The organism is Streptomyces sp. NPDC030021 (assembly GCF_055574035.1).
In genome coordinates this window covers 461,632-484,483 of record NZ_JBVIAH010000003.1, presented here as the reverse complement: position 1 = coordinate 484,483, position 22,852 = coordinate 461,632, and the positions used below count along the sequence as shown (strand labels likewise).

General features: G+C 71.4%; 19 protein-coding genes. 4 read left to right on the top strand and 15 right to left on the bottom strand.

Features of this window, described 5'->3' with window-relative positions; all coding sequences use genetic code 11:
• Positions 1-123: 123 nt before the first annotated feature.
• A complete protein-coding gene (ftsY, locus tag ACZ4YL_RS08265) occupies positions 124-1,341 on the bottom strand; it encodes a signal recognition particle-docking protein FtsY (RefSeq protein ID WP_468114670.1) in 1,218 nt (405 codons plus the stop codon).
• Positions 1,342-1,485: 144 nt separating this feature from the next.
• On the opposite strand from ftsY, the gene ACZ4YL_RS08260 reads away from it, so the two are divergent.
• Positions 1,486-2,943 (top strand): purine-cytosine permease family protein, encoded by a 1,458-nt coding sequence (locus ACZ4YL_RS08260; protein WP_468114668.1) that lies wholly within the window; start codon positions 1,486-1,488, stop codon positions 2,941-2,943.
• 63 nt (positions 2,944-3,006) lie between these two features.
• Entirely contained in the window at positions 3,007-3,993 is a 987-nt protein-coding gene (locus ACZ4YL_RS08255; RefSeq protein WP_468114666.1) for an LLM class flavin-dependent oxidoreductase, read from the top strand.
• Between the two features lie 41 nt (positions 3,994-4,034).
• Here the strand turns inward: ACZ4YL_RS08255 and ACZ4YL_RS08250 are convergent, their stop codons facing one another.
• The 4 genes from ACZ4YL_RS08250 to ACZ4YL_RS08235 form a co-directional block, all read right to left on the bottom strand.
• Entirely contained in the window at positions 4,035-5,468 is a 1,434-nt protein-coding gene (locus tag ACZ4YL_RS08250) for a sugar porter family MFS transporter (protein ID WP_468114665.1), read from the bottom strand.
• A 183-nt stretch (positions 5,469-5,651) separates the two neighbouring features.
• Positions 5,652-9,386 carry an AAA family ATPase gene (locus tag ACZ4YL_RS08245; RefSeq protein ID WP_468114664.1) on the bottom strand — a complete coding sequence of 1,245 codons (3,735 nt, stop codon included), beginning with the start codon at positions 9,384-9,386 and terminating at the stop codon, positions 5,652-5,654.
• Between the two features lie 215 nt (positions 9,387-9,601).
• Entirely contained in the window at positions 9,602-9,820 is a 219-nt protein-coding gene (locus ACZ4YL_RS08240) for a hypothetical protein (protein WP_030012524.1), read from the bottom strand.
• A 348-nt stretch (positions 9,821-10,168) separates the two neighbouring features.
• Complete coding sequence (locus ACZ4YL_RS08235; protein WP_369475854.1) at positions 10,169-10,450, bottom strand: acylphosphatase; 282 nt, start codon at positions 10,448-10,450, stop codon at positions 10,169-10,171.
• A 136-nt stretch (positions 10,451-10,586) separates the two neighbouring features.
• Between ACZ4YL_RS08235 and ACZ4YL_RS08230 the strand changes: the two genes are divergently transcribed.
• Complete coding sequence (locus tag ACZ4YL_RS08230; protein ID WP_468114662.1) at positions 10,587-11,531, top strand: CAP domain-containing protein; 945 nt, start codon at positions 10,587-10,589, stop codon at positions 11,529-11,531.
• A gap of 15 nt (positions 11,532-11,546) precedes the next feature.
• On the opposite strand, the gene ACZ4YL_RS08225 is transcribed toward ACZ4YL_RS08230, so the two are convergent.
• Positions 11,547-12,149 carry a flavodoxin family protein gene (locus ACZ4YL_RS08225; protein WP_468114846.1) on the bottom strand — a complete coding sequence of 201 codons (603 nt, stop codon included), beginning with the start codon at positions 12,147-12,149 and terminating at the stop codon, positions 11,547-11,549.
• Positions 12,150-12,284: 135 nt separating this feature from the next.
• On the opposite strand from ACZ4YL_RS08225, the gene ACZ4YL_RS08220 reads away from it, so the two are divergent.
• Positions 12,285-12,689 (top strand): winged helix-turn-helix transcriptional regulator, encoded by a 405-nt coding sequence (locus ACZ4YL_RS08220; RefSeq protein ID WP_468114660.1) that lies wholly within the window; start codon positions 12,285-12,287, stop codon positions 12,687-12,689.
• On the opposite strand, the gene mutM is transcribed toward ACZ4YL_RS08220, so the two are convergent.
• From mutM to ACZ4YL_RS08175, 9 genes are all read right to left on the bottom strand, one after another.
• The gene (gene mutM / locus ACZ4YL_RS08215; protein ID WP_468114658.1) at positions 12,662-13,531 is read right to left on the bottom strand and encodes a bifunctional DNA-formamidopyrimidine glycosylase/DNA-(apurinic or apyrimidinic site) lyase; all 870 of its coding nucleotides are present in this window, start codon (positions 13,529-13,531) and stop codon (positions 12,662-12,664) included. The genes ACZ4YL_RS08220 and mutM overlap by 28 nt on opposite strands.
• A gap of 115 nt (positions 13,532-13,646) precedes the next feature.
• Positions 13,647-14,495 carry a ribonuclease III gene (gene rnc / locus ACZ4YL_RS08210; protein WP_314244359.1) on the bottom strand — a complete coding sequence of 283 codons (849 nt, stop codon included), beginning with the start codon at positions 14,493-14,495 and terminating at the stop codon, positions 13,647-13,649.
• Between the two features lie 19 nt (positions 14,496-14,514).
• Positions 14,515-14,688: a 50S ribosomal protein L32 gene (gene rpmF, locus ACZ4YL_RS08205; protein WP_003965982.1), complete on the bottom strand. Its 174-nt coding sequence runs from the start codon at positions 14,686-14,688 to the stop codon at positions 14,515-14,517.
• A 2-nt stretch (positions 14,689-14,690) separates the two neighbouring features.
• Positions 14,691-15,341 carry a YceD family protein gene (locus tag ACZ4YL_RS08200; RefSeq protein ID WP_468114845.1) on the bottom strand — a complete coding sequence of 217 codons (651 nt, stop codon included), beginning with the start codon at positions 15,339-15,341 and terminating at the stop codon, positions 14,691-14,693.
• Positions 15,342-15,469: 128 nt separating this feature from the next.
• Positions 15,470-16,531 carry an ATP synthase subunit B family protein gene (locus ACZ4YL_RS08195; protein WP_468114656.1) on the bottom strand — a complete coding sequence of 354 codons (1,062 nt, stop codon included), beginning with the start codon at positions 16,529-16,531 and terminating at the stop codon, positions 15,470-15,472.
• Positions 16,532-16,634: 103 nt separating this feature from the next.
• Complete coding sequence (coaD, locus tag ACZ4YL_RS08190; RefSeq protein WP_301374460.1) at positions 16,635-17,114, bottom strand: pantetheine-phosphate adenylyltransferase; 480 nt, start codon at positions 17,112-17,114, stop codon at positions 16,635-16,637.
• A 14-nt stretch (positions 17,115-17,128) separates the two neighbouring features.
• Positions 17,129-17,707, bottom strand: a complete 579-nt coding sequence (gene rsmD, locus ACZ4YL_RS08185; protein WP_301366279.1) for a 16S rRNA (guanine(966)-N(2))-methyltransferase RsmD — start codon at positions 17,705-17,707, stop codon at positions 17,129-17,131.
• A 73-nt stretch (positions 17,708-17,780) separates the two neighbouring features.
• Positions 17,781-20,990, bottom strand: a complete 3,210-nt coding sequence (locus ACZ4YL_RS08180; RefSeq protein ID WP_468114653.1) for a helicase-related protein — start codon at positions 20,988-20,990, stop codon at positions 17,781-17,783.
• A 26-nt stretch (positions 20,991-21,016) separates the two neighbouring features.
• On the bottom strand, positions 21,017-22,696 hold the full coding sequence (locus ACZ4YL_RS08175) for a DAK2 domain-containing protein (RefSeq protein WP_468114652.1): 1,680 nt from the start codon (positions 22,694-22,696) through the stop codon (positions 21,017-21,019).
• Positions 22,697-22,852 lie beyond the last annotated feature (156 nt).

Below are 22,852 nucleotides of genomic sequence, written 5' to 3'. Positions count from 1 at the left end.
CGCGGGGTCTCCCTGATCCGGCCTGACCGACACGACACCCCTAGCCCGTTCCGGACGCGCACATGACGGTGCCCCCGCGTTCCGGCGGAACGCGGGGGCACCTGTGTCCGTGCGGGACCGTGGTCAGTCGCCGATCAGGGCGTCCACGAACGCCTCCGGCTCGAAGGGCGCCAGGTCGTCCGGACCCTCACCGAGGCCGATGAGCTTGACCGGTACGCCCAGTTCGCGCTGGACGGCGACGACGATGCCGCCCTTGGCGGTGCCGTCGAGCTTGGTCAGCACGATGCCGGTGATGTCCACGACCTCGGCGAAGACACGGGCCTGAATCAGGCCGTTCTGCCCGGTGGTGGCGTCCAGGACCAGCAGGATCTCGTCCAGCGGACCATGCTTCTCCACGACGCGCTTGACCTTGCCGAGCTCGTCCATCAGACCGGTCTTGGTGTGCAGCCGGCCCGCGGTGTCGATGAGCACCACGTCGGCGCCCTCGGCGATGCCCTCCTTGACCGCGTCGTAGGCGATCGAGGCCGGGTCGCCGCCCTCGGGGCCGCGTACGGTACGGGCGCCGACGCGCTCGCCCCAGGTCTGGAGCTGGTCGGCGGCGGCGGCGCGGAAGGTGTCGGCCGCGCCGAGCACCACGCTGCGGCCGTCGGCGACGAGCACCCGGGCCAGCTTGCCGGTGGTGGTGGTCTTGCCGGTGCCGTTGACACCGACGACCATGATCACGCCGGGGGTGTCCTCGCCGCTCTCCGTCTTCACGGCGCGGTCGAAGTCGGTGCCGACCAGGGTCAGCAGCTCCTCCTTGAGCAGGGCGCGCAGGTCCGCCGGGGTCCGGGTGCCGAGCACCTTGACCCGCTCGCGGAGCCGGTCCACGAGCTCCTGGGTCGGCACGACACCGACGTCGGCGACGAGGAGGGTCTCCTCGATCTCCTCCCAGGTGTCCTCGTCGAGGTGCTCCCTGGAGAGCAGCGTGAGCAGCCCCTTGCCGAGGGAGTTCTGCGACCGGGCCAGGCGGGCGCGCAGCCGGACCAGGCGCCCGGCGGTGGGCTCGGGAACCTCGATCTCGGGCGCGGCCGGGGCCGCGGGCACGGGTTCGGCTGCCGGCGCCTCGACGGGAGCCTCGGCCTCCGGGAGCCCGACCTCCTCGATCGTGCGGCGCGGCTCTTCCGCCGTCTCTACGGCGTCCTCCCCCACCTGCGGCTCGGCAGGCGGGGCAGTGATGGTCGGCGTGCTCGGCGGTGCCGGCGGCGGCAGCTGCTTCTTCTTGCGGCTGCTGACCACGAGCCCGCTGATCACACCGACCGCGACCAGGGCGATGACTACAGCAAGGATGAGGATGTCCATAACCCCACCAGTATCGGACACGGCCACCCCGGAGCCGGGAACCTGCGCGTGCGGACCAGGACGTAAGCCGCCGTTTGTGGTTTTAGCAGCAAATCCATGATGATGGACGACTTCTGCCCATACCCTCCCCAACGGAGCAATCGCATGCCTGCCGAGCCCGCCGACGGCGCAGCCGAAACCGCGATCGAGACCCGCGGTCTGGAACCGGTCCCGGACAGCGAGCGCGGCGGCCGGGTCCGCGAGCTCGTACCCACCTGGGTCGCCGCCAACATCAGCGTGCTGCTGCTGACCATGGGTGCGGGGCTGGTGATCTTCAACAAGCTCAACATCTGGCAGGTGCTCGTCGTCGCGGTCGCCGCGCCGGTCCTCTCGTACGGGATCGTCGGCCTGATATCCATCGCGGGCAAGCGCGGCGGCGCCCCGGGCATGGCCCTCTCGCGGGCGGTGTTCGGCCAGCGCGGCAACCTCTTCCCGGGCGCCCTGATCTGGGTGGCCCGCTGGGGCTGGGAGACCATCAACGCGGTCAGCGGCGCCTACGCCGTACTGACCGTGCTCGACCTGCTGTTCGGGGTCCGCAGCAGCACCCCGCTCATCGTCGTCACCCTGCTGTTCTTCGTGGGCTGCACCTTCGTGGTCTCGGGTCTCGGCATCAACGCGCTGCGCGTCTGCTCCACGTGGTCGACGTACCTCTTCGGCGCCTTCAGCGTGCTCGTCCTCGGGTACCTGGTCTTCACCACCGACTGGTCCGCGGTCTTCGGCAAGCCCGCCGGCTCCAGCGCGATGATGATCGCGGGCATCGGCACGATCGCGGCCGGCGGGATCAGCTGGGTGCCCTCGGGCCCCGACTTCACCCGCTACCTGCCGCGCACCGCCTCCTCCAAGGCCATGGTCGGCGCGACGATCGGCGGCGCCGGCGTGGTCGTGCTCCCGATGGTCCTGATGGGCGCGGTCATGGCCGTCGGCACCCCGGACCTGGCCACGGCCCAGGACCCGGTCTCCTTCATCGGTGAGCTGCTGCCGACCTGGATCGCGGTCCCGTACCTGCTCATCGCGCTCGTCGGCATGCTGCTGATCAACTCGATGTCCATGTACTCCGCCGGGTTCACGGCGCAGACCCTGGGCATCAAGGTCCCGCGCGCCGCGGCGGTCAGCGTCAACGCGGTCATCAGCCTGGTCTTCGGTTTCCTGCTGATGGTGGTCGCCACCAGCTTCTTCGGCTCGTTCATCTCCTTCCTGACGCTGCTGGCCGTGGCGTTCTCCGCCTGGATCGGCGTCTTCGGCGTGGACATGCTGCGCCGGACGGCGTACGACGGCCCCGCGCTGCTGGACACCACGCGGACCAGCGCCTACTGGTACAAGGGCGGCTTCGCTTGGCAGGCGATGACCGCGTGGGCCCTCGCCCTCGTCGTGGGCCTGCTGTTCACCAAGGTGGACTGGTTCGCCGGACCGCTCGCCTCCACCTGGATCGGGGAGAACGGCCTGGGCTGGGCCGCGGGCATCGTCACCTCGGCCGTGCTGTACGCCGTACTGCCGCGCACGGCGCCGGTGGAGCCGGTCGACGTGGCCGGGGAGCGCGAGCTCGCCGGATCCCTGTCCAACTGACGCTGCGTCAGCTAACGTCCCCCTTCGCCCGCCCACCCACATCCGGCGAAGGGGGACTTCTTCATGCCCATCACCGTGGCCCGGTTCAATCTCGTCGACCCCGACGGCACCCCCGAGTCCCTCTCCGCCCGCTACAAGGCGGCGCTGGAGATGGCCCGGTACGCGGACGACCGCGGGATCGACACCATCCAGACCGAGGAGCACCACGGCACCGGCAACAACTGGCTGCCCTCCCCCTTCGCCTTCGCGGGCGCGGTCTTCGGCGCGACCCGCCGGATCGCCGTCACCGTCTCGGCGATCATCGGCCCGCTGTACGACCCCCTGAGGGTCGCCGAGGACATCGCCGTCCTCGACCTGCTGAGCGGTGGCCGCCTGGTGACGGTCGCGGGCATCGGCTACCGGCCCGAGGAGTACGAGCAGCACGGCGTGGAGTGGGGCAGGCGCGGCAGGCTCCAGGACGAGCTGCTGGAGACCCTGCTGAAGGCGTGGACCGGCGAGCCCTTCGAGTTCCGGGGCCGCACGGTACGGGTCACCCCGGCGCCGTTCACCCGGCCCCACCCCCTGCTGCTGGTCGGCGGCAGCTCCGAGGCCGCGGCCCGCCGCGCCGCCCGGCTGGGGCTGCCCTTCTTCCCCAGCGCGCACCTGCCGGAGCTGGAGGCGTACTACACCGCGCGGCTGGCGGAGTACGGCACGGAGGGCTTCTGCATGATGCCGGCGGCCGAGACCCCGCTGCTGCACATCGCGGAGGACCCGGACCGGGTCTGGGCCGAGCACGGCGAGCGCTTCCTGCACGAGGCGGGCATGTACGCGTCCTGGCAGTCCAAGGACATCCGCAGCGCCGTACGGTCGGCCGCGCGCTCGGTGGCAGAGCTGCGCGCGGAGGGCGTCTACCGGATCCTCACCCCGGACGAGGCGGTCGCGTACGGCCGGGCCGCGGGCGAGGCGGGGAACCTGGTCCTGCACCCGCTGTGCGGCGGGATGCCGCTGGACGAGGGCTGGCGGAGCCTGCACCTGCTCTGCGAACAGGTACTGCCCCGGCTCAAGGACTGAGCCGGGGCAGTATCGAGGAGATGGGGCGTTGGCGGGGGTGGTTACCCCATCTCCTCCAGCGCCTTGCCCTTGGTCTCCGGCACCCACTTGAGGATGAACGGGATCGAGAGCAGGGCGAAGCCGGTGTAGATCATGTACGCGCCGGACAGGTTCCAGTCCGAGAGCGTCGGGAAGCTGACGGTGATGACCCAGTTGGCGATCCACTGGGCGGCGGCGGCCACGCCGAGGGCGGCGGCCCGGATGCGGCCCGGGAACATCTCGCCGAGCAGCACCCAGACGACCACGCCCCAGGAGAGGGCGAAGAAGAGGACGAAGCAGTTGGCGGCGACGAGGGCCACGATGCCCTGGGCGTGCGGCAGGGAGATGTCGTCGCCGACCCCGGACTTGTACGAGAAGGCCCAGGCGGCCAGGCCCAGCGAGATCGACATGCCGACGGATCCGATGAGCGCGAGCGGCTTGCGGCCGAGCCGGTCGACGAAGATCATCGCGATCACCGTGCCGACGATGTTCACGACCGAGGTCTCGAAGGAGTACAGGAACGAGGCGCTCGCGTCGATGCCGACCGACTGCCACAGCGAGGAGCTGTAGTAGAAGATCACATTGATGCCGACCAACTGCTGGAAGAGCGAGAGGCCGATACCGACCCAGACGATGGGCAGGAAGCCGAAGCGGCCGCCGAGCAGGTCCTTGAAGGTGGACTTGTGCTCGGAGCGCATCGCGTGCTCGATCTCGGCGACGCGTCCGTCCAGGTCGATCTTCGAGCCCTCGACCTCGGTCAGCACCTTCCTGGCCTCGTCGTTGCGGCCGACGGAGATCAGGAAGCGGGGGGACTCCGGGATGACGAAGGACATCAGCCCGTAGAGGGCGGCCGGGACGACCATGACGCCCAGCATCCACTGCCAGGCCTCCAGGCCCGCGATGTCGCCGCGCTGGTCCCCGTCGGCGAGGTTCAGGATGGCCCAGTTCACGAGCTGGGAGACCGCGATGCCGATGACGATGGCGGCCTGCTGGAAGGAGGCGAGCCGGCCGCGGTAGGCGGCCGGGGACACCTCGGCGATGTAGGCGGGGCCGATGACGGAGGCCATGCCGATGCCGAAGCCGCCGATCACGCGCCACATGGCGAGGTCCCAGAGGGCGAACGGCAGGGCCGAACCGAGGGCGCTCGCCATGAAGAGGAGGGCGGCGATCTGCATGCAGCGGATTCGACCGATCCGGTCAGCGATGCGGCCCGCGGTGGCGGCGCCGAACGCGCAGCCGATCAGTGCGGCGGCGATCACCTGGGCGAGCGCCGCGGACCCGACGTCGAACCGTTCACGGATGGCGACGACGGCGCCGTTGATGACGGAACTGTCGTACCCGAAGAGGAAGCCGCCCATGGCCGCGGCCGCGGCGATGAAGATGACGTGGCCGAGGTGCTCGGGGTGCGGCGAGGATCCGCCGCCCGGTGCCGAGGCCCGCGATGTGCTGCTGGTCAAGGTGTGCTCCGTGGGGGTTTTGTCCGTCCTCACAGTGGCGCACAGTTCAAGATCGGGCACCACTCGAAGGCGGGAGACAGCGGAGCGAGCCTATGCGTTCAGCTTCTGAAGTCAATACTTGGCGTGAAGTTCACGTGTCCGGAAGATTGCCGACATTGAATTCACTTCTTGAATCTACGGGTCTCAGCGGAGCCGCTGGCTGATGACCTTGGAGACCCCGTCCCCCTGCATCGAGACGCCGTAGAGCGCGTCCGCGACCTCCATCGTCCGCTTCTGGTGCGTGATGACGATCAGCTGCGAGCTCTCCTGGAGCTCCTCCATGATCCGGATCAGCCGCTGCAGATTGGTGTCGTCGAGCGCGGCCTCGACCTCGTCCATCACGTAGAACGGGCTGGGGCGCGCCTTGAAGATGGACACCAGCAGCGCCACGGCGGTCAGCGAGCGCTCGCCGCCGGAGAGCAGCGACAGCCGCTTGACCTTCTTGCCCGGCGGACGGGCCTCCACGTCGACGCCGGTGGTCAGCATGTTGTCGGGGTCGGTGAGGATCAGCCGGCCCTCGCCGCCGGGGAACAGGCGCGAGAACACCCCCTCGAACTCCCGGGCCGTATCCCGGTACGCCTCGGTGAAGACCTGCTCGACGCGCTGGTCGACCTCCTTCACGACTTGAAGGAGATCGGCCCTCGTCTTGCGGAGATCCTCCAGCTGCTCGCTGAGGAACTGGTGGCGCTCCTCCAGCGCGGCGAACTCCTCCAGCGCGAGCGGGTTGACCTTGCCGAGCTGCTGGTAGGCGCGTTCGGCGGCCTTGAGCCGCTTCTCCTGCTGGGCCCGGACGAACGGGCCGGGCCGGTTCCGCGGGTCCTGCGGGTCCTCCGGCAGCACCTCGCCTTCGGCAGCCGGGGACGGGGGCACCGGCTGGTCGGGGCCGTACTCGGCGACCAGCCCGGCGGCCGCCATGCCGAACTCCTCCAGCGACTTGGCCTCCAGCGCCTCGATGCGCAGCCGCTGCTCGGCCCCGAGCACCTCGCCCCGGTGGACCGAGTCGGTGAGCTTGTCCAGCTCCCCCTTCAGCTCCCGGCCGCGATTGCGCGCCTCGCCGAGCTCCCGCTCCCGCAGGCCCTTCGCCCGTTCGGCCGCCACCCGCTCCTCGTCGGCCCTGCCGAGCGACACCTCCACGTGCGCGAGGAGCTGCCGGGAACCGTCGGCCACCGCCCGGGCCACCTCCGCCTCATAGCGCAGCCGGGCCCGGCGGCGCTCGGCGCGGGTCCGGGCCTCGCGTTCCGCACGGGCCCCGCGGTCGAGTGAATCCGCCCGTCCGGCCAGCCCCTTGACCCGCTCCTCAAGGGTCCTCAGCTGCAGCCGGGCCTCCATCTCGGTCTGCCGGGCGTTGGCCCCGTCGGCGGCGAGCCGGTCCCGCCGGGAGCCGTCCGGCTCCTCGTCCACCGGCATCTCCTCGGCGGTCGCGAGGCGCTCCGCGCACTCCTCCACCTCGGCCAGCGCCTGTTCCAGGGCGTCCTGGGCCCTGGCCGCGGCGGCGGCGCTGCGTTCGGCCTCGCCGGCCGCGCCCTTCGCCTGCCCGGCGAGCCGCCCGAGCTGCTGGGCGACCCCGGCCCGGGCCGCTTCCGCGGCGCGCCGCCGCTCGGCGAGCTCCTCGACCAGGGCGGCCGCGTCCTGCCGGCGCGCCTGGGCGGCCGCCCGGGCGTCGGCGAGCTCCTCGCACCGGACGCCCAGCCGGGCCAGCTCGCCCGCGGCCTCGTCCACGGCCGCCTGCACCTCGATCAGACTGGGGGCTCCGGCGGAGCCCCCGTGCGCGAGGTGCGCCCCGAGCACATCACCGTCGAGGGTCACGGCCACCGCGTCGGGCCGCTCCGCGACCAGCGCCTCGGCCTCGTCGAGGGTCCCGACCACGACGTGGTCCCGCAGCACCCACTCCACGGCCCGCCGCACCTCCGCGTCCCCGCCGACCAGCCCGGCGGCCGGTACGGGAGCGCCCGCCGGTGCGCCGCCCGCGAGCGGCTCCGGGGCCGGCGCCGAGGCGGACGTACCGACGCTCGTCGGCAGGTGTGGTGCGTGCGCGGGCAGATCTCCGTCCCGGGAGGGGGCCGGACGGGGGACCGCTCCCGGGGATCCGGCGCCCCCGGCAGCCGCTCCCCCGGCCCCGTCCCCCTCCGCGGGTCCGGCCGAGGCCTGGCCCGGGAGGGCGGGTGCCGCCGGGGCGATCAGCAGGGTGGCGCGGCCCGCGTCCGCCTCACGGAGGTGACGGATCGCCTCGGCCGCCGCCCCGGGGGAGGCCACCGCCAGCGCGTCCGCGGCCGAACCCAGTGCGGCGGCCACGGCGACCTCGTACCCGGGGGCAACCGACAGCCGCTGCGCCGCCGGTCCCAGCAGCCCGGCCAGCCGCTCCCGCGCCGCGAGCAGTGCGCCCGTACCGTCCTTGCGGCGCAGCCCCAGCGCCAGCGCGTCCCGGCGCGCCGAGACGGCCGCCCGTGAGCGCTCCGCCCCGGACAGGTCCTCCCGGGCGGCGGACAGTTCCGCCTCCGCCCGCACCAGCCCTTCCCGCGCGCTCTCGTGGTCGGTGTCGGCCGACGGGTCGTCGAGGCCGCCGACCTCCTCCGCCAGTGCCTCGTACTCCTCCTGCGCGGCGGCGGCCCGGGACTGCGCCTGGTCCCGCGCCGCGACGAGCCGGTCGATCTCGGCCTGCGCCGCCCCCGCACGGGAGCGGGCCGCGCCGAGCCGCCCGGTCAGCCGGGCCAGTCCCTCGCGCCGGTCGGCGATGGCCCGCGCGGCGTCCCGCAGCCGGCGTTCCTCCTCGGCCAGCGCCCGCTCCAGCTCCGCCCGGTGCTCGGCCGTGTCCTCCAGCGCCCGCGAGGCCGCCTCCAGAGCCGCCGTCAGTTCCGCCTCCTGCTCACGGATCCGCGCCGCCTCCCGCTCCATCTCCTCGGGATCGCGGCCGCGCCGCTCCTCCTCGGCCGGAGCCGAGGCGCTCTTGACCCGCGCGTCCGCCAAGGAGGCGGTCCCCCGGACGCGTTCGGCGAGCTGCGACAGGTCGTACCAGGTCTGCTGCGCCCGCTGCAGCCGCGGTGCGAGCTCCCGTACCGTCTCCTCCAGCTCCGCCTCGCGCCGCACGGCGCCCGCGAGCTGGGCCTCGGCGGCCTCCTTGCGCTCCTTGAGCGCCGCCTCGTCCGCGATCTCCGCGTCGAGGGCGCGCCGCAGCACGACCAGGTCGTCGGCGAGCAGCCGCAGCCGCGCGTCGCGCAGGTCCGCCTGGATCACGGCCGCCCGCCGGGCGACCGCCGCCTGCCGCCCCAGGGGCTTGAGCTGGCGCCGCAGCTCGTCGCCCAGATCCTGGACGCGCGCGAGATTGGCCTGCATCGCGTCCAGCTTCCGCAGCGCCTTCTCCTTGCGCTTGCGGTGCTTGAGTACGCCGGCCGCCTCCTCGATGAAGGCGCGGCGGCCCATGGGATCGGCGTGCAGTACGGAGTCCAGCTGGCCCTGTCCGACGATGACGTGCATCTCGCGGCCGATGCCGGAGTCGGAGAGCAGTTCCTGGATGTCGAGCAGGCGGCAGGTGTCACCGTTGATCTGGTACTCGCTGCTGCCGCCGCGGAACATGATCCGGGTGATGGTGACTTCGGCGTAGTCGATGGGGAGCGCGCCGTCGGAGTTGTCGATCGTCAGGGACACCTCGGCCCGTCCGAGCGGCGGGCGCCCGGTGGTCCCGGCGAAGATGACGTCTTCCATCTTCCCGCCGCGCAGGGACTTGGCCCCCTGTTCGCCCATGACCCAGGACAGCGCGTCCACCACGTTGGACTTGCCGGAGCCGTTCGGGCCCACGACACAGGTGATTCCGGGCTCGAAGCGCAAGGTGGTGGCGGACGCGAAGGATTTGAAGCCACGCAGGGTCAGGGACTTGAGGTGCACGCCGCCGGACTCTACCTTTCGCGTTCGGTTTCACCCATGAAGGTGCTGGGCACAACTGACGCCAATGGGATCAGGCCCCCCACCTGGCCCTGTGGTACGTGGCACGGCGGTCGGGGAAAGCGGGCGGGGAAGAGGACGAGGAAAGAAAGAAGGGACGCCGGAGCGTCCCTTGCAGATCATGCGGGGCTGGAGTCGAGCGACGAGTGAAGCACGGGTCAGGTGAGCGCAGGCTCCGCCTGGGGTACGTCGATGTCGATGCTGCCGAGCAGCGAGTCTCCGTCGTGCTGAGCGGCGGCCGCGTTCAGCGCGTCATTTTCGGACTGAATCCGTACGAGCTCGGACTCGAGGTCCTGGACGCGCTGCTGAAGCCGTCGCATCTCGGCGAGGAGTCGCGGGTCAGAACCGCCGACGTAACCGAGAAGCGCCTTTGCCATGATGGATGGTCCTCCACACTGAGTGACCGACCGAAGCGGTGTGGGTCGTGAGGGAATCGCACCCGCGGATGTCCGACAGCGACTGACAGTCACTGCGCTTGCTACTGCCAACACTGCCAAACAGCTCAGGTGCGCGGGGCTTCCAGCGTCTCACCAAAAAGTTTGACGGTCAACACGATCACGCCCCGTATCGGCGCGCGCCCCGGTCCCCGCAAGGGGTGTGGAGATCATCCTCATCTTCGAGCGTTCCACGGATCGCCCTCGTCGGCAACGCGTCGACGACGAATGCGCAGTTCCGACCGTGTGCGGACGATCAGAGATGTGATGAGTGCATGATCAGTCGATCGGTCACCGCATCCCGAATCCGTCGTAGCCACCGCGTGGTGTGCCCCAGATCTCTGTCACCCCGTCCACTTGGCCGGGCGTGTCGGAGGAGCGCAACCAGTCGAGCAGCCGGTGGCAATTCTCACGTTGACCTTCGGCGACCACCTGCACTCGCCCGTCGTCGAGGTTGAGCGCGAAGCCGACGACCCCGCCGATCTCCAGGGCGTTCTCCCTGGTGAACCAGCGGAAGCCCACTCCCTGCACACGGCCGCGCACCCAGGCGGTCAGACGGACATCTTCATTCATGCGTGAACGCTAACCGGGCGGGCACTTTCGGGACACATCGCCCCCCTGGCCCCATGGCGTACAGTCGCGCACCAATGAACTCACCCATTTGGGTGGGTAAGGGATGATCTTGACCCGGCAAGGAAGGCACGCTCCGATGGGCCGTCACCGACTCCCCGCCCCGCCGCACAGCGGCGGCAAGCGCGGCACCGCCCTGCGCACCGGCCTGCTGGGCGTCTCGGTGGCCGTCGCACTCGGCACCGCGGCCGTCACCACCGGCATGATGCCGGTCGGCGGCTCCTTCCCCTATGTGGGTGTCAGCGGTACGCACGCCCCCACCACGGAGGCCCAGGCGAAGGCCAAGGCCTCGACCGGCCCCGATGCGGCACTGCAGCAGCAGAACGGCCTCGTGAACCTGTCCGGCCGCGCCTCCGCCGGCACCGGGTCGGGCAGCGCGTCTCCGAAGCCGTCGGCCCCGGCCTCCCCGTCGGCATCCGCCTCCCCGACCCCCTCGCCGAGCGCCTCGCCGAGCGCCTCGCCCTCGCCGAGCGCCTCCCCGTCGGCCACGCCGGCCCCGTCCACCAAGGCCCCGTCCCCCAAGGCCCCGCGTACGAGCCCGGCCGCGCCGGTCGCACCGACCGCCCCGGCACCCGCCACGAGCCGGGCCCCGGCCCCGGCACCCTCGAAGTCGGCCACCCCCGAGCCCCGCCCGCCCCTGGACGGCCACTCCGCGGAGGAGTCCGCCGTCGTCGAGCTGGTGAACCAGGAGCGCGCGCTGGCCGGGTGCGGCCCGGTCCGGGCCAATCCGCCGCTCGCGGCGCTGGCCGGGGCCTTCAGCCTGGACATGGCCACCCGCGGCTTCTTCAGTCACGAGGACCCCGAGGGCAACAGCCCCTGGGACCGCGCCACCAAGGCCGGCATCTCAGGCCTCGGCGGCGAGAACATAGCCCGCGGCCAGGGTGACGCCGAGGCCGTGATGAAGGCCTGGATGAACAGCCCGGACCACAAGGCGAACATCCTCAACTGCGAGTTCCGCACCCTGGGCGTCGGCGTCCAGGTCGCCGCCGGCGGCCCCTGGTGGACCCAGGACTTCGGCTTCTGAGACGAGCCCCGGGGCTCAGACCGCGGCGGCGGCCAGGGCCGCGCGGCCCGCGATGACGATGCGGGTCTGCTCGGTGACGCGGCGGCCCAGGTGCTCGGCGGTCGCGATGTCGGCCTTGTGGACCGCGTCCGCACCCTCGTCGGAGTTGGTCTGGGCGGCGGCTCCGGAGAAGAAGCCGAGACGGTTCAGGTCGTTCTCGGAAGCCGTGCTGGAGTTCCAGCCCGGCTTCAGGCCCAGGTTGATCCAGCTCATGCCGTGCTGCGCGGCCAGGATCTGGAAGAACTGCAGGGTGTGCAGCTTGTCGCCGCTCTTGGACGCGGAGTTCGTGAAGCCGGCCGCCACCTTGTCCTGCCAGGCGTCGCCGAACCAGCGCTTCGAGGAGGCCTCGGCGAAGACGTGGAAGGCGCCGGAGGCGGTGCCCATGTACGTCGGGGAGCCGAAGACGATCGCGTCGGAGGCGTCGAGGAGCTCCCACTGGGCGTCGTCGATCTCGTCGACCTTGATCAGGTGAACGGTCGCCCCGGCGTCCACGGCGCCGCTGCGGACCGCCTCGGCGACGACGGCGGTGTGGCCGTAGCCGGAGTGGTAGGCGATCGAGACGACGGGGGTGTGCGTGATTGCGGACAAGGCTGATCTCTCCCTCGGGAAAACTCTCGTCGCGGCACAGGACGTGGTGCGACGAGAGAAAGAGAATCACTAACTTTTAGAAAGCGCAACCCCCGGGTTAGCGCTGCGGGCGAGTACGCTGGCGGTATGGAGACCCCTGCCTGTACCGAAGCGGCCGAGACGGCACAACCGTTCGATGTCTTCGCGCGCGCCTGCCCGTCCCGGGAAACCCTCGAACACGTCACCGGCCGCTGGGGCAGCCTCACCGTCGGCGCCCTGCGCGAAGGCCCGTGCCGTTTCAACGAGCTCCGCCGCCGGGTGGAGGGCGTCAGCGAGAAGATGCTCTCCCAGACCCTGCACGCACTGGAGCGCGACGGCATAGTCAATCGCGAGGCGCAGCCCACGAACCCGCCGCGCGTCGACTACGAGCTGACCCCGCTCGGCGTCGAGGTCGCGGACCGGCTGCTCGCACTCATCCAGTGCCTGGAGGGGAACATGCCGGCGGTGCTGGGCGCCCGGCAGTCCTACGACGCCACGCGCGGCGGCCTCTGACAGCGCGGGCAGAAGTAGCTCGACCGGTTCATCCACGGCCGGCGGCGTATCGGCGTACCGCAGCGCCGGCAGGGTTCGTCCTCGCGCCCGTAGGCGTCGAGCGAACGGTCGAAGTAGCCCGACTCCCCGTTCACGTTGACGTACAGGCTGTCGAAGCTGGTGCCGCCGACCGCGAGGGCGGCGTTCATGACGTCCCGGGCATGGCCGAGAAGTTCCGCGCTCCGGGGGCGCGTGAGGTTGGCGGTGGGGCGCTCGTAGTGCAGCTTGGCGCGCCACAGCGCCTCGTCCGCGTAGATGTTGCCGACCCCGCTGATCAGGGACTGGTCCAGCAGCGCCCGCTTGACGGTGGTCCGCTTGGCGCGCAGCGCGAGATGGTAGGCACCCTCGTCGAACAGCGGGTCCAGGGGGTCACGCGCGATGTGCGCGATCACGTCGGGCAGCCCGTCGGTGCTGCCGGCGGCGACCTCGTGCAGCGAGAGGCCGCCGAAGGTCCGCTGGTCCACGAAGCGCAGCTCCGTCCCGGCGTCGTCGTCGAAGCGCACCCGGATCCGCAGGTGCTTCTCGTCGGGGGCGTCCTGCGGCTGCACCAGCAGCTGCCCGCTCATCCCGAGGTGTCCGAGCACGGACAGGTCCCGGCCCTCCAGCGGCAGCCACAGGTACTTCCCGCGCCGCTGCGGCACCCCGACGGTCTCCCCGCGCAGCCGCGCCGCGAAGTCGGCCCCGCCACCCGGATGGCGCCGGACGGCCCGCGGATGCAGGACCTCGACGGCCTCGACGGTCCGCCCCGCCACCCAGCGCTCCAGCCCCCGCCGCACGACTTCGACTTCGGGCAACTCGGGCACGGGGCACCTCCGGTGGGAGTGGATCTGACGCTCCCGGCGAGCGTACCGGCCGCCCGGAAACGGAACCGCCCGCCCCTGCGAGGCAGGGGCGGGCGGGTACATCCCGAAGGAAGGGTCAGGCGTCCGGCGCCGAGTCGGCGGGCGTCGGCACCCCGCCGTTCTCGGTCCCGGCCGAAGCCGGAACCTCCGCCGGACCGGCGGTTGCGGCAGCTGCCGCGGCCGCTGTCCGCTCGTCCGCGGCGGCACGGATCCCGCGCCATGCGGACTCCGCGGCCTGCTGTTCCGCTTCCTTCTTGCTGCGGCCGGTACCGGTGCCGTACGAGACACCACCGACGCGAGCGGCAGCAGTGAAGGTCTTCTCGTGGTCCGGACCGGTCTCGGAGACCAGGTACTCGGGCACGCCAAGGCCTTCGGCCGCCGTGAGTTCCTGGAGACTGGTCTTCCAGTCCAGGCCGGCCCCGAGGTTCGAGGACTTCTCGATGAGCGGGTCGAAGAGCCGGTGAACCAGCTCCGAGGCCGCGTCGAGGCCCTGATCGAGGTAAACCGCGCCGATCACCGCTTCAAGGGTGTCGGCGAGGATGGAGGCCTTGTCCCGGCCCCCCGTGCCCTCTTCGCCCCGGCCGAGCCGGATGAAGGAGCCGAGTTCGAGGCCGCGTCCGACCTCCGCCAGTGCGCGCGAGTTGACCACCGCGGCCCGAAGCTTGGCCAGCTGGCCTTCGGGGAGATCCGGGTGGGTCGTGTACAGCGTGTCCGTGACCACCAGGCCCAGCACGGAGTCCCCGAGGAACTCCAGGCGTTCGTTGGTGGGCAGACCGCCGTTCTCGTACGCGTACGAGCGGTGGGTCAGCGCACGCACCAGAAGGGCGGACTCGAGTTGATACCCGAGCCGCCCTTCCAGAAGCGTGTGGGACGAGGCCGCGTTGTTACTGTCTGCCTGCTTCTCAGCGTTGGACAGCTCAGACATTGCGCCTCTCACCAGCCGCTCAGACCTCGAGGACCTGGCGCTTGTTGTAGGTGCCGCAGCTCGGGCACGCAATGTGCTGGAGCTTCGGCTCCTGGCAACGCTCGCACGAAACCAGGGTGGGGACCGCAGCCTTCCACTGCGACCGGCGGTGGCGCGTGTTGCTGCGCGACATCTTCCGCTTCGGAACAGCCACGGCTACTTCTCCTGCTTCTCGGCGGCGCCCTGAACTCCGTCAGAGGCAGTGCCGCTCATGTTGTCCTTCTCGCCGTCCTGATCGGTCACGACGAGTCCCTGCAATGCCGCCCAACGGATGTCGACGGCGTCATGGTGGTGGTCCGGGTCGTCGTTCAGGCTGAGCCCGCAATCGGGGCACAGTCCGAGACAGTCCTCCCGGCACACCGGCTGCATGGGCAGTGCGAGCACCACCACATCCCGCAGCACGGGTTCGAGGTCGAACAAACCGTCCTCGAGGAAGAGCGTGTCCTCGTCGTCCTCGGCGTCGTCGGCCGGTTCCGCCTTGGAGCGGCTCCGGTCGTCGGCGTCAGGGTACGAGAACATCTCCTGGAAGTCCGCCTTGAGCTCGCGCTCGACGGACTCCAGACACCTTACGCACTCCCCTACGGCCGACGCACGGGCGGTGCCTGTGACAAGCACCCCTTCCATGACCGACTCCAGGCGGAGGCTGAGCTTCACCGGGGCGCCTTCCGGCACTCCGATGACGCCGGCGAGACCGAAGTCCGCCGGTGCCGCGATCTCACGGGACAGCCGCTGCATGGCACCAGGACGCCGGCCCAGCTCGTGCGTGTCGAACACGAGGGGGTTGTGGTGGTCGAGGCGGGTATTCAGGGCCGTTCCTGCTTTCACAGATCGCTGAAGATCAAAGATTCCGCCGCACTAGGGCAGCATGGATCGCGGTGCATACGCGCGACCGAACAGCCAGGATACCCGCAGCGGCGCCCAGCGCCCAATCCGGTCTAGCGCCCCTGTTCGTACTGACGCAGCTGGTCCAGGTTGATCATGCTCGTGTCGAAGAGGCTGGTCTCGTCGAGCGAGGGCTGCTGGGCCTGCGGCTGGTACGCGGCATAGGGGTCGGGCTGCTGCGCGTCGTAGTGCGCCGCGTAGGCCGCTCCGGTGGAGCCGCCCGCGGTGGAGTACGGGTCCGGCTGCTGCTGGTAGCCGCCGTACGGGGCCTGGTAGGAGTACGCGTCCTGCTGCTGGGCGGCGGGCTGGGCGGGCTGCTGGTAGCCGTACGTGTCGTACACGGGCTCCGCCTGCGCCGGGATCGGTGCCTGCGCGTGCAGCGGCTCCGGCTCCGCCAGTCCCGCCAGGAAGTCCGAGTCGCTCGCCGAGCGGGACTGCTGTCCGCCCACCGCGTCCTGGGCGGCCATGTGCACACCCAGGTCGTCCGTGGGGACTCGGCCCAGGAGCTTCTGGCGGCCGCGGCCCACGGCCTCCAGGGTCTTGGAGAGCACCGCCTCGAAGGTCGCCAGCTTGGTGTCCACGTAGGCGTCCGCCTGCTGCCGCTGCGTCTCGGGGTCGTGGCTGCGCTCGGGTGCGTCCATGTCCGGGTAGCCGAGCTCGTCCAGGCCCGGGCCGCGGCCCAGGAGCTTGTCCCGGCCGCGGTCCACCGAGCCGATGGTCTTGGTCAGCACGACCTCGAAGTTCGCGAGCTTGCTGTCGACGTAGTCGTCGGCCTCGGCCCGGATCTCCTCGGCCTCCCGGCGGGCCTCCTCCAGGATCCGGTCCGCCTCGGCCTGGGAGCGCCGCGCGATCTCGGTGTCGGAGATCAGCGAACCGCGCTGGTTGTGGGCCGCGTCGATGATCCGCTCCGCCTCCCGGCGGGCCTCCTCGACCATCTGCTCCCGGCCGCCGATGAGCTCCTGAGCCTGCGCGAGCGAGCCGGGCAGCGCCTGGCGCACCTCTTCGAGCTGCTCCAGCAGCTCGGCGCGGTTGATCACGCAGGAGGCCGACATGGGCATGGACCGGGCGCCGCCGACGGCCGCGACGATCTCGTCGAGCTTCTTCTGCACGTCCATGGGGGCTCGCACTCTCTCGGCCTCAGGCGGTTCCTGAGACGGACGGGACGACTGTAAGGCCACCGGGCGGGCCCCCGACACCGCCTGACGCCCTGTCAGTCGGTCAGCGGTTGCGCAGCCGCTCCAGGAGCGCCGCGTGGACGTGCGCCGGCAGCAGGTGGGCCACGTCGCCACCCCAGGCCGCGACCTCCTTGACCAGCGAGGAGGACAGGAAGCTGTAGGTGGGGTTGGTCGGGACGAACAGCGTCTCGACGCCCGACAGGCCCATGTTCATCTGGGCCATCTGGAGCTCGTAGTCGAAGTCGCTGACCGCGCGCAGGCCCTTGACGATGGCCGGGATGTCCCGCTGCTTGCAGAAGTCGACGAGCAGGCCGTGGAAGGCCTCGACCTGGATGTTGCCGTAGTCGGCCGTCGCCTCGCGGATCAGCTCGATCCGCTCCTCGACGGTGAACAGGCCCTGCTTCGACTGGTTGATCATCACGGCGACGTGCACGACGTCGTAGAGCCTGGAGGCGCGTCCGATGATGTCGAGGTGTCCGTTGGTGATGGGATCGAAGGATCCCGGACAGACGGCGCGGCGCAACTGAACTCCCTCGTTCATGAGTCTTCGCTGGTGAAAGCGGCGCGGCCGTACCAAAGGGTGCCCTCGCCGTACTTGCGCGACCGGAGCGGCTCGAAGCCCTCGGGCCACGGGAAGGCGCCGCTCCTGGTGCTGCGCTCCACGGTGACGAGCGCATCGTCCGTGATCCAGCCATTGGACCGGAGTGTGAGGAGGATCTCCCGCAGTTCCGCGCTGTCCACGGCGTACGGCGGATCCAGGAAGACGATGTCGTACGGGTCCCCCGCGGCCCTGGCCGCCACGATCTGCTCGGCCTTGCCCGCGCGGAACTCCGCGCCGGGCAGGCCCAGCGTCCGGATGTTGTCCCGGATCGCCTTGGCGGCCTTGGCGTCGGCCTCGACGAGCAGGGTGTGGGCGGCGCCGCGGGAGAGCGACTCCAGGCCGACGGCGCCGGAGCCGCCGTACAGGTCGAGCACCCGGGCCCCTCCGACGCCGTGCAGCGACTCCCAGGTCGAGAAGAGGCCTTCGCGCATCCGGTCCGAGGTCGGACGGGTGCCGGTGCCGGGGGGCACGGCCAGCCGTCGCCCGCCGGCGCTGCCGGCGATCACGCGGGTCATCTGGGGTCCTTCGGTACGGCGGTAGGGGGGTGCCCCGGCGCTGCCGCGGCACTCCAACGATAGGTCGTGCCGCTCAGCCCTTCTCCAGGTACTGCTCGCGCTCGGTGTCGAGCAGGGCGTCCAGCGCGGTCCGCAGGCCCGGCAGGTGTTCCAGCGCGGGGTCCTCGGCGACGACGCGGGTGGCCTCCTCCCGCGCCTGGGCGATGACCTCCTCGTCCTCGATGACGGCGAGCATGCGCAGCGAGGAGCGGACTCCGGACTGGGCCTGGCCGAGCACATCGCCCTCGCGGCGCTGTTCCAGGTCGATCCGGGAGAGTTCGAAGCCGTCCAGGGTGGCGGCGACGGCGGCCAGCCGGGCCCGGGCGGGGCTGGCCTCGTGCATCTCGCTGACCAGCAGGCACAGACCGGGCGCGGTGCCTCGGCCGACGCGGCCGCGCAGCTGGTGGAGCTGGGAGACGCCGAACCGGTCCGCGTCCATGATCACCATGACGGTGGAGTTGGGGACGTTCACCCCGACCTCGATGACGGTGGTGGCGACCAGCACCTTGACCTCGCCGGCGGCGAACCGGCGCATGACGTCGTCCTTGTCGGCCGGGTCCATCCGGCCGTGCAGCACCTCGACGGCCATCCCGGCCAGCGGTCCGCGCGTGAGCTGCTCGGCGATCTCCACGACCGCGAGCGGCGGCCGCCTGTCGCCGTCGTCCTCGGCGGACTTCTTCTTCGGATCGTCCTCCCCGTCGCCGATGCGGGGGCAGACCACATACGCCTGGTGCCCCTTCTCGACCTCCTCGCGGACCCGTTCCCAGGCCCGCGCGAGGAAGTGCGGCTTGTCCTTCGAGGGCACCACGTGCGTCGCGATCGGGGAGCGCCCGGCCGGCAGCTGGTCGAGGACGGAGGTCTCCAGGTCGCCGAAGACGGTCATGGCGACCGTGCGCGGGATCGGGGTCGCCGTCATCACCAGCAGGTGCGGGGGCTGCTTCCCCTTGGACCGCAGCGCGTCGCGCTGCTCCACCCCGAAGCGGTGCTGCTCGTCCACGACGACCAGGCCGAGGTCGTGGAACTGCACCTTGTCCTCGATCAGCGCGTGCGTGCCGATCACGATCCCGGCCTCGCCGGTGACCAGGTCGAGCAGGGCCTGGCGGCGCGCGGGCATCCCCATGGAGCCGGTGAGCAGCACCACCTTGGTGCCGTGGTCGGAGCCGCCGAGCATGCCCCCCTCGGCCAGTTCGCCCATCATCTCGGTGATGGAGCGGTGGTGCTGCTGGGCGAGCACCTCGGTGGGCGCGAGCATGGCCGCCTGCCCGCCGCTGTCCACGACGGCGAGCATCGCCCGCAGCGCCACCATGGTGTTGTGCGTCACGGTGAAGTTGTCGGTCACATAGGCGTGGCTCGGATGCTCGACCCTGATGCACTGGACCGGCTTGGGGCCGACGTGCTCCACCGTCCTAATGCCGCGCCGGAAGGTGTTGTATTTCGGCCTCGGCCGCATCCGTGCCACCTTGCGCGGCAGCCGGAACGGCTCGAACTCCTCGGGCAGCGCGACGGACACGTTGAAGGCCGTTTTCTTGGGCAGCACACGAGCACGTCCACCGAGAGACCGCACGAGCCAAGCCACGTCCTGCGCCAACCGGAGGGAGGCGGAGCAGAACGAAATACTCATTCCGTTCGCGTGAAGCGTCCCGTCCGTGTCCATGAGCCCTTGAAGGACCGCCAAGCGGTCCTTGACCGGTGCGTTCTTGTAGATGTCCGGAACGAACTTGTCATGTGAGGTCGCACCCCACAGCCCCAGATCGCGCAGCGCCTGGATGACGGGATTCCGTCGGCCGCCGACCCTCGGCCCGCTCATCCGGATCGTGTAGTCGCAGGCGGATCCGGGCACACCGGCCATCTCGCAGTGCGGGGCGACCGCTGCCTCGACCGCAGACAGGATCTCGTCGTCCGCGGTGGACAGTCTCAGGTTGTGCCGGAAGGAGCCGTCGCCGATGAGCACGCCCATCAGGTAGGGATCAAGTGGTTGACGGTCACCGGTCCCTAGGTCCACGGGGACCGCTACCGGCAGGTACCACTTGGAAGATCCATTGGCCTTGTACAGGTCCGACCTGATCTCCCGTGTGGTCATTACCTTGGGCTCCTGGCCACGGTGCCATCCGCAGCTCGTGCCTACGATCCACAGGTGTTCGTCATCGCACTCGACAGCGCTCCCGTCCGAGAGAACGACCCGCCACACATCGCGCTCTCCTTGCGGGAAGACGCCCCCCACGAGTGCGATCTCGCCGGATGGCACCACCACCTCGTCCCCCACCTCGATGTCTCCCATGGGTCGGAAACCCGTGGGTGTCAGCACCAGTGAATCGAGAGGCTGAGCCTTGCCCGAGCCGACCTCTCCCTGGAGGAGGCGGTGCATGGGGTGTTCGGTGGCCAGGTCGTCGAAGATCTCCTTCGAGACGGTCTGCTGGCCCTGGGTGAGGGTGAAGGGCAGTTTCGCGTCGAAGGAGTCGAGCAGGCCGCCGGGGACCGGGCGGCGCGGGACGGCCGGGAGCTGGGAGTCGGCGTGCCGGCGGCGGGCCAGGGCGACCTGGAGGACGAAGGCCTCGTCCCACTTGAGGCGCTGGCGGGCGTCCTCGATGTCGGCCTTGGTGCCCGGGCGGTGGATCTTCAGCAGGGCCTCGGTGAGCGGGACCAGTCCACGGCCCTCGCGCAGGGCGGGCGGCAGCGGGTCCACGGCGTCCTGGGCGCTGGGCAGCACCGCGTCCACGCACTTGGCGATCTTCCAGGACTCCAGCTTGGCGCAGGCCGGGTAGATCGGGATGAGCTGACCGGCGAAGGCGGCCGCGGCGTCCCGGTCGGAGGCATCGCCGCCGAGCGGCTCGTAGGCCGGGTGCGCGAGCTGGAGCTTGTGGTTGAACTTGGAGACCTTGCCGGCGAACATCGCGCGGCTGCCGGGCAGCAGGTCCTTGTGCGGCTTGTGGACGCCGGCGCCGAAGAAGACCAGCTGGAGGCGGCCGCTGCCGTCGGTGATGGTCACCTCCAGGCGCTTGCCGCGGCCCCCGTTGAAGGTCAGGATCCGGGCGTCGGCGACCTGTGCGACGACGGTCACGTGCTCGTCGATCTGGTCGGCGAGCTCGGCCAGGGAGGTCAGCTCACCGCGCTCGGCGTACCGCCGCGGGTAGTGGTGGAGCAGGTCCAGGGCCGTGTGCAGGCCGAGCTGCTCGGCCAGCACCTTGGCGGTGGCGGGACCGAGCGTCTTCTTGAGGTCTTCGTCGAGCGCGGGCACGTGTTCCATTGCACACCATGGCGCTGACAAGCCCGCTATTCCACCCCGACGAGGAGCGGCGCCGAGTACCGGCCGCCCCGGTAGGTGACGGTGTCCACGGCGAGGTGGCCCTGCTGGACGTAGGCCTCCAGGCGCTCGGCGACGGCGTCCGGTACGTCGGGTCCCAGGACCAGGGTGACGAGTTCGCCGCCGGAGCCCAGCATCCGGTCCAGGACGGCCTCGGCGGTCTCGGCCAGGCCGGAGCCGATCACCGCGACGTCCCCGTCGATGAGGCCGAGCACGTCGCCGGCCTGGCAGATGCCGGCCGAGGTGAAGGACTGCCGTTCGGCGACGGCCAGTTCCCCGTACCGGGTGGCGCCGGCCGCCGCCGTCATGGCGACCACGTCCTCGTCGAAGCTGCCCTCGGGGTCGTGCACGGCGAGGGCGGCCAGGCCCTGGACCGCGGAGCGGGTGGGGATCACGGCCACCCGTACGCCCTCGGCGCGGGCCTGTTCGGCCGCCGCGGCCGCGGCGGCGCGCAGTTCGGCGCCGCCCGGCAGCAGCACCACCTCACGGGCGTGCGCGCGGCGGACGGCGTCGAGCAGTTCGGCCACGGCCGGCGGCTCCCCGGGGCGTACGAGCACGGTGGTCGCTCCCGCCTCCCCGCACAGCCCGGCCAGTCCCTCGCCGGGGACGACGGCGACCACGGCCCGCTGGGCGCGCTCGCCCCGCGCCCGGCGGCGCTCGTCCCCGAAGTGGGTGATCCGTATCCGGTAGGGCCGTCCGGCCACGACTCCGGCCTCCACGGCCGCGCCGGGGTCGTCGACGTGGACGTGGACGTTCCACAGTCCGTCGCCGCCGACCACGACCAGTGAGTCGCCGAGTCCGTCGAGACGTTCGCGCAGTTCGCCGACGGCCGCCTCGGAGGCCTCCAGTAGGTAGATCACCTCGTACGCGGGCCCGTCCTCCTCCTGCGCGCAGGGGTCCGGCGACTGCGGTACGGGCACCGCGCGGCCGCGTACGGGTTCGGCGGCCGCCTCCTGGCCGGACAGTGCCTGCCACAGGGCGCCGAAGACGACGACCAGCCCGCAGCCCCCGGCGTCGACCACTCCGGCCCGGCCCAGCGCGGCGAGCTGCCCGGGGGTCTCGGCCAGGGCGGCGCGGGCCCCGTCGTAGGCGGCCCGGGCCACCTCGGCCGCGGTCCCGGCGGCGGCTCCGGCCGCCTCGCCGGCCCGGGCGGCGGCGCCGGCGACGGTGAGCATGGTGCCCTCCACCGGGTGCGCGACGGCCGCGTACGCCTCCTCCGCGGCCCGGGTGAGCGCGCGGGCCAGCAGCCCGCCGGGGCCCTGTCCGGCCTGCTGTGCCCGCTCGGCCGGCCCGGCCTGCTCGCCGCCGAGTACGTCGGCCACTCCGCGCAGCAGCTGCGCCAGGATCGTCCCGGAGTTCCCGCGGGCTCCCACCAGGGCTCCGTGCGCCCAGGCCCGTACGGCCTCGGCCAGGGAGATCCGCCCTGTGCCGTCGGTCACCTCGGGGAAGGCCTCGGCAAGGCCGCGGTCGGCCGATTCGGCGGTGAGGTAGAGGTTGGTGCCGGTGTCCGCGTCGGCGACCGGGTAGACGTTGATCGCGTCGATGTCCTCGCGGGCCCGGCCCAGTGCGGCCAGGGCCAGGGAGCTCCAGGTGCGCACCGCTTCGGCGTCGAGCTCGTCAGGGTGCTGCGGCTGCGACTCGTGCGGCACCGGGCGTTCCTCCTTGTGCGGGCCAGGGTTCACCGCAGGGTAACGAAGGACCGCCCGGGCGGCGGGACCGCGGGGCGGGGGCAGCGGCGGCCATGGTAGTTTTCTTGGACGGACGCAGTCGTTGTATGCTGCTCCGGTTGCCCGGCGAGAGTCGGG

Excerpts from the sequence above, each read along its gene's own strand:
- ACZ4YL_RS08220 (WP_468114660.1), top strand. The coding sequence starts at position 12,285 with ATGGAGACCCCTGCCTGTACCGAAGCGGCCGAGACGGCACAACCGTTC.
- ACZ4YL_RS08255 (WP_468114666.1), top strand. The coding sequence starts at position 3,007 with ATGCCCATCACCGTGGCCCGGTTCAATCTCGTCGACCCCGACGGCACC.
- ftsY (WP_468114670.1), bottom strand. The coding sequence starts at position 1,341 with ATGGACATCCTCATCCTTGCTGTAGTCATCGCCCTGGTCGCGGTCGGT.
- ACZ4YL_RS08260 (WP_468114668.1), top strand. The coding sequence starts at position 1,486 with ATGCCTGCCGAGCCCGCCGACGGCGCAGCCGAAACCGCGATCGAGACC.
- ACZ4YL_RS08180 (WP_468114653.1), bottom strand. The coding sequence starts at position 20,990 with ATGGAACACGTGCCCGCGCTCGACGAAGACCTCAAGAAGACGCTCGGT.
- ACZ4YL_RS08235 (WP_369475854.1), bottom strand. The coding sequence starts at position 10,450 with ATGAATGAAGATGTCCGTCTGACCGCCTGGGTGCGCGGCCGTGTGCAG.
- rsmD (WP_301366279.1), bottom strand. The coding sequence starts at position 17,707 with ATGACCCGCGTGATCGCCGGCAGCGCCGGCGGGCGACGGCTGGCCGTG.
- rnc (WP_314244359.1), bottom strand. The coding sequence starts at position 14,495 with ATGTCTGAGCTGTCCAACGCTGAGAAGCAGGCAGACAGTAACAACGCG.
- ACZ4YL_RS08240 (WP_030012524.1), bottom strand. The coding sequence starts at position 9,820 with ATGGCAAAGGCGCTTCTCGGTTACGTCGGCGGTTCTGACCCGCGACTC.
- ACZ4YL_RS08230 (WP_468114662.1), top strand. The coding sequence starts at position 10,587 with ATGGGCCGTCACCGACTCCCCGCCCCGCCGCACAGCGGCGGCAAGCGC.
- ACZ4YL_RS08195 (WP_468114656.1), bottom strand. The coding sequence starts at position 16,531 with ATGGACGTGCAGAAGAAGCTCGACGAGATCGTCGCGGCCGTCGGCGGC.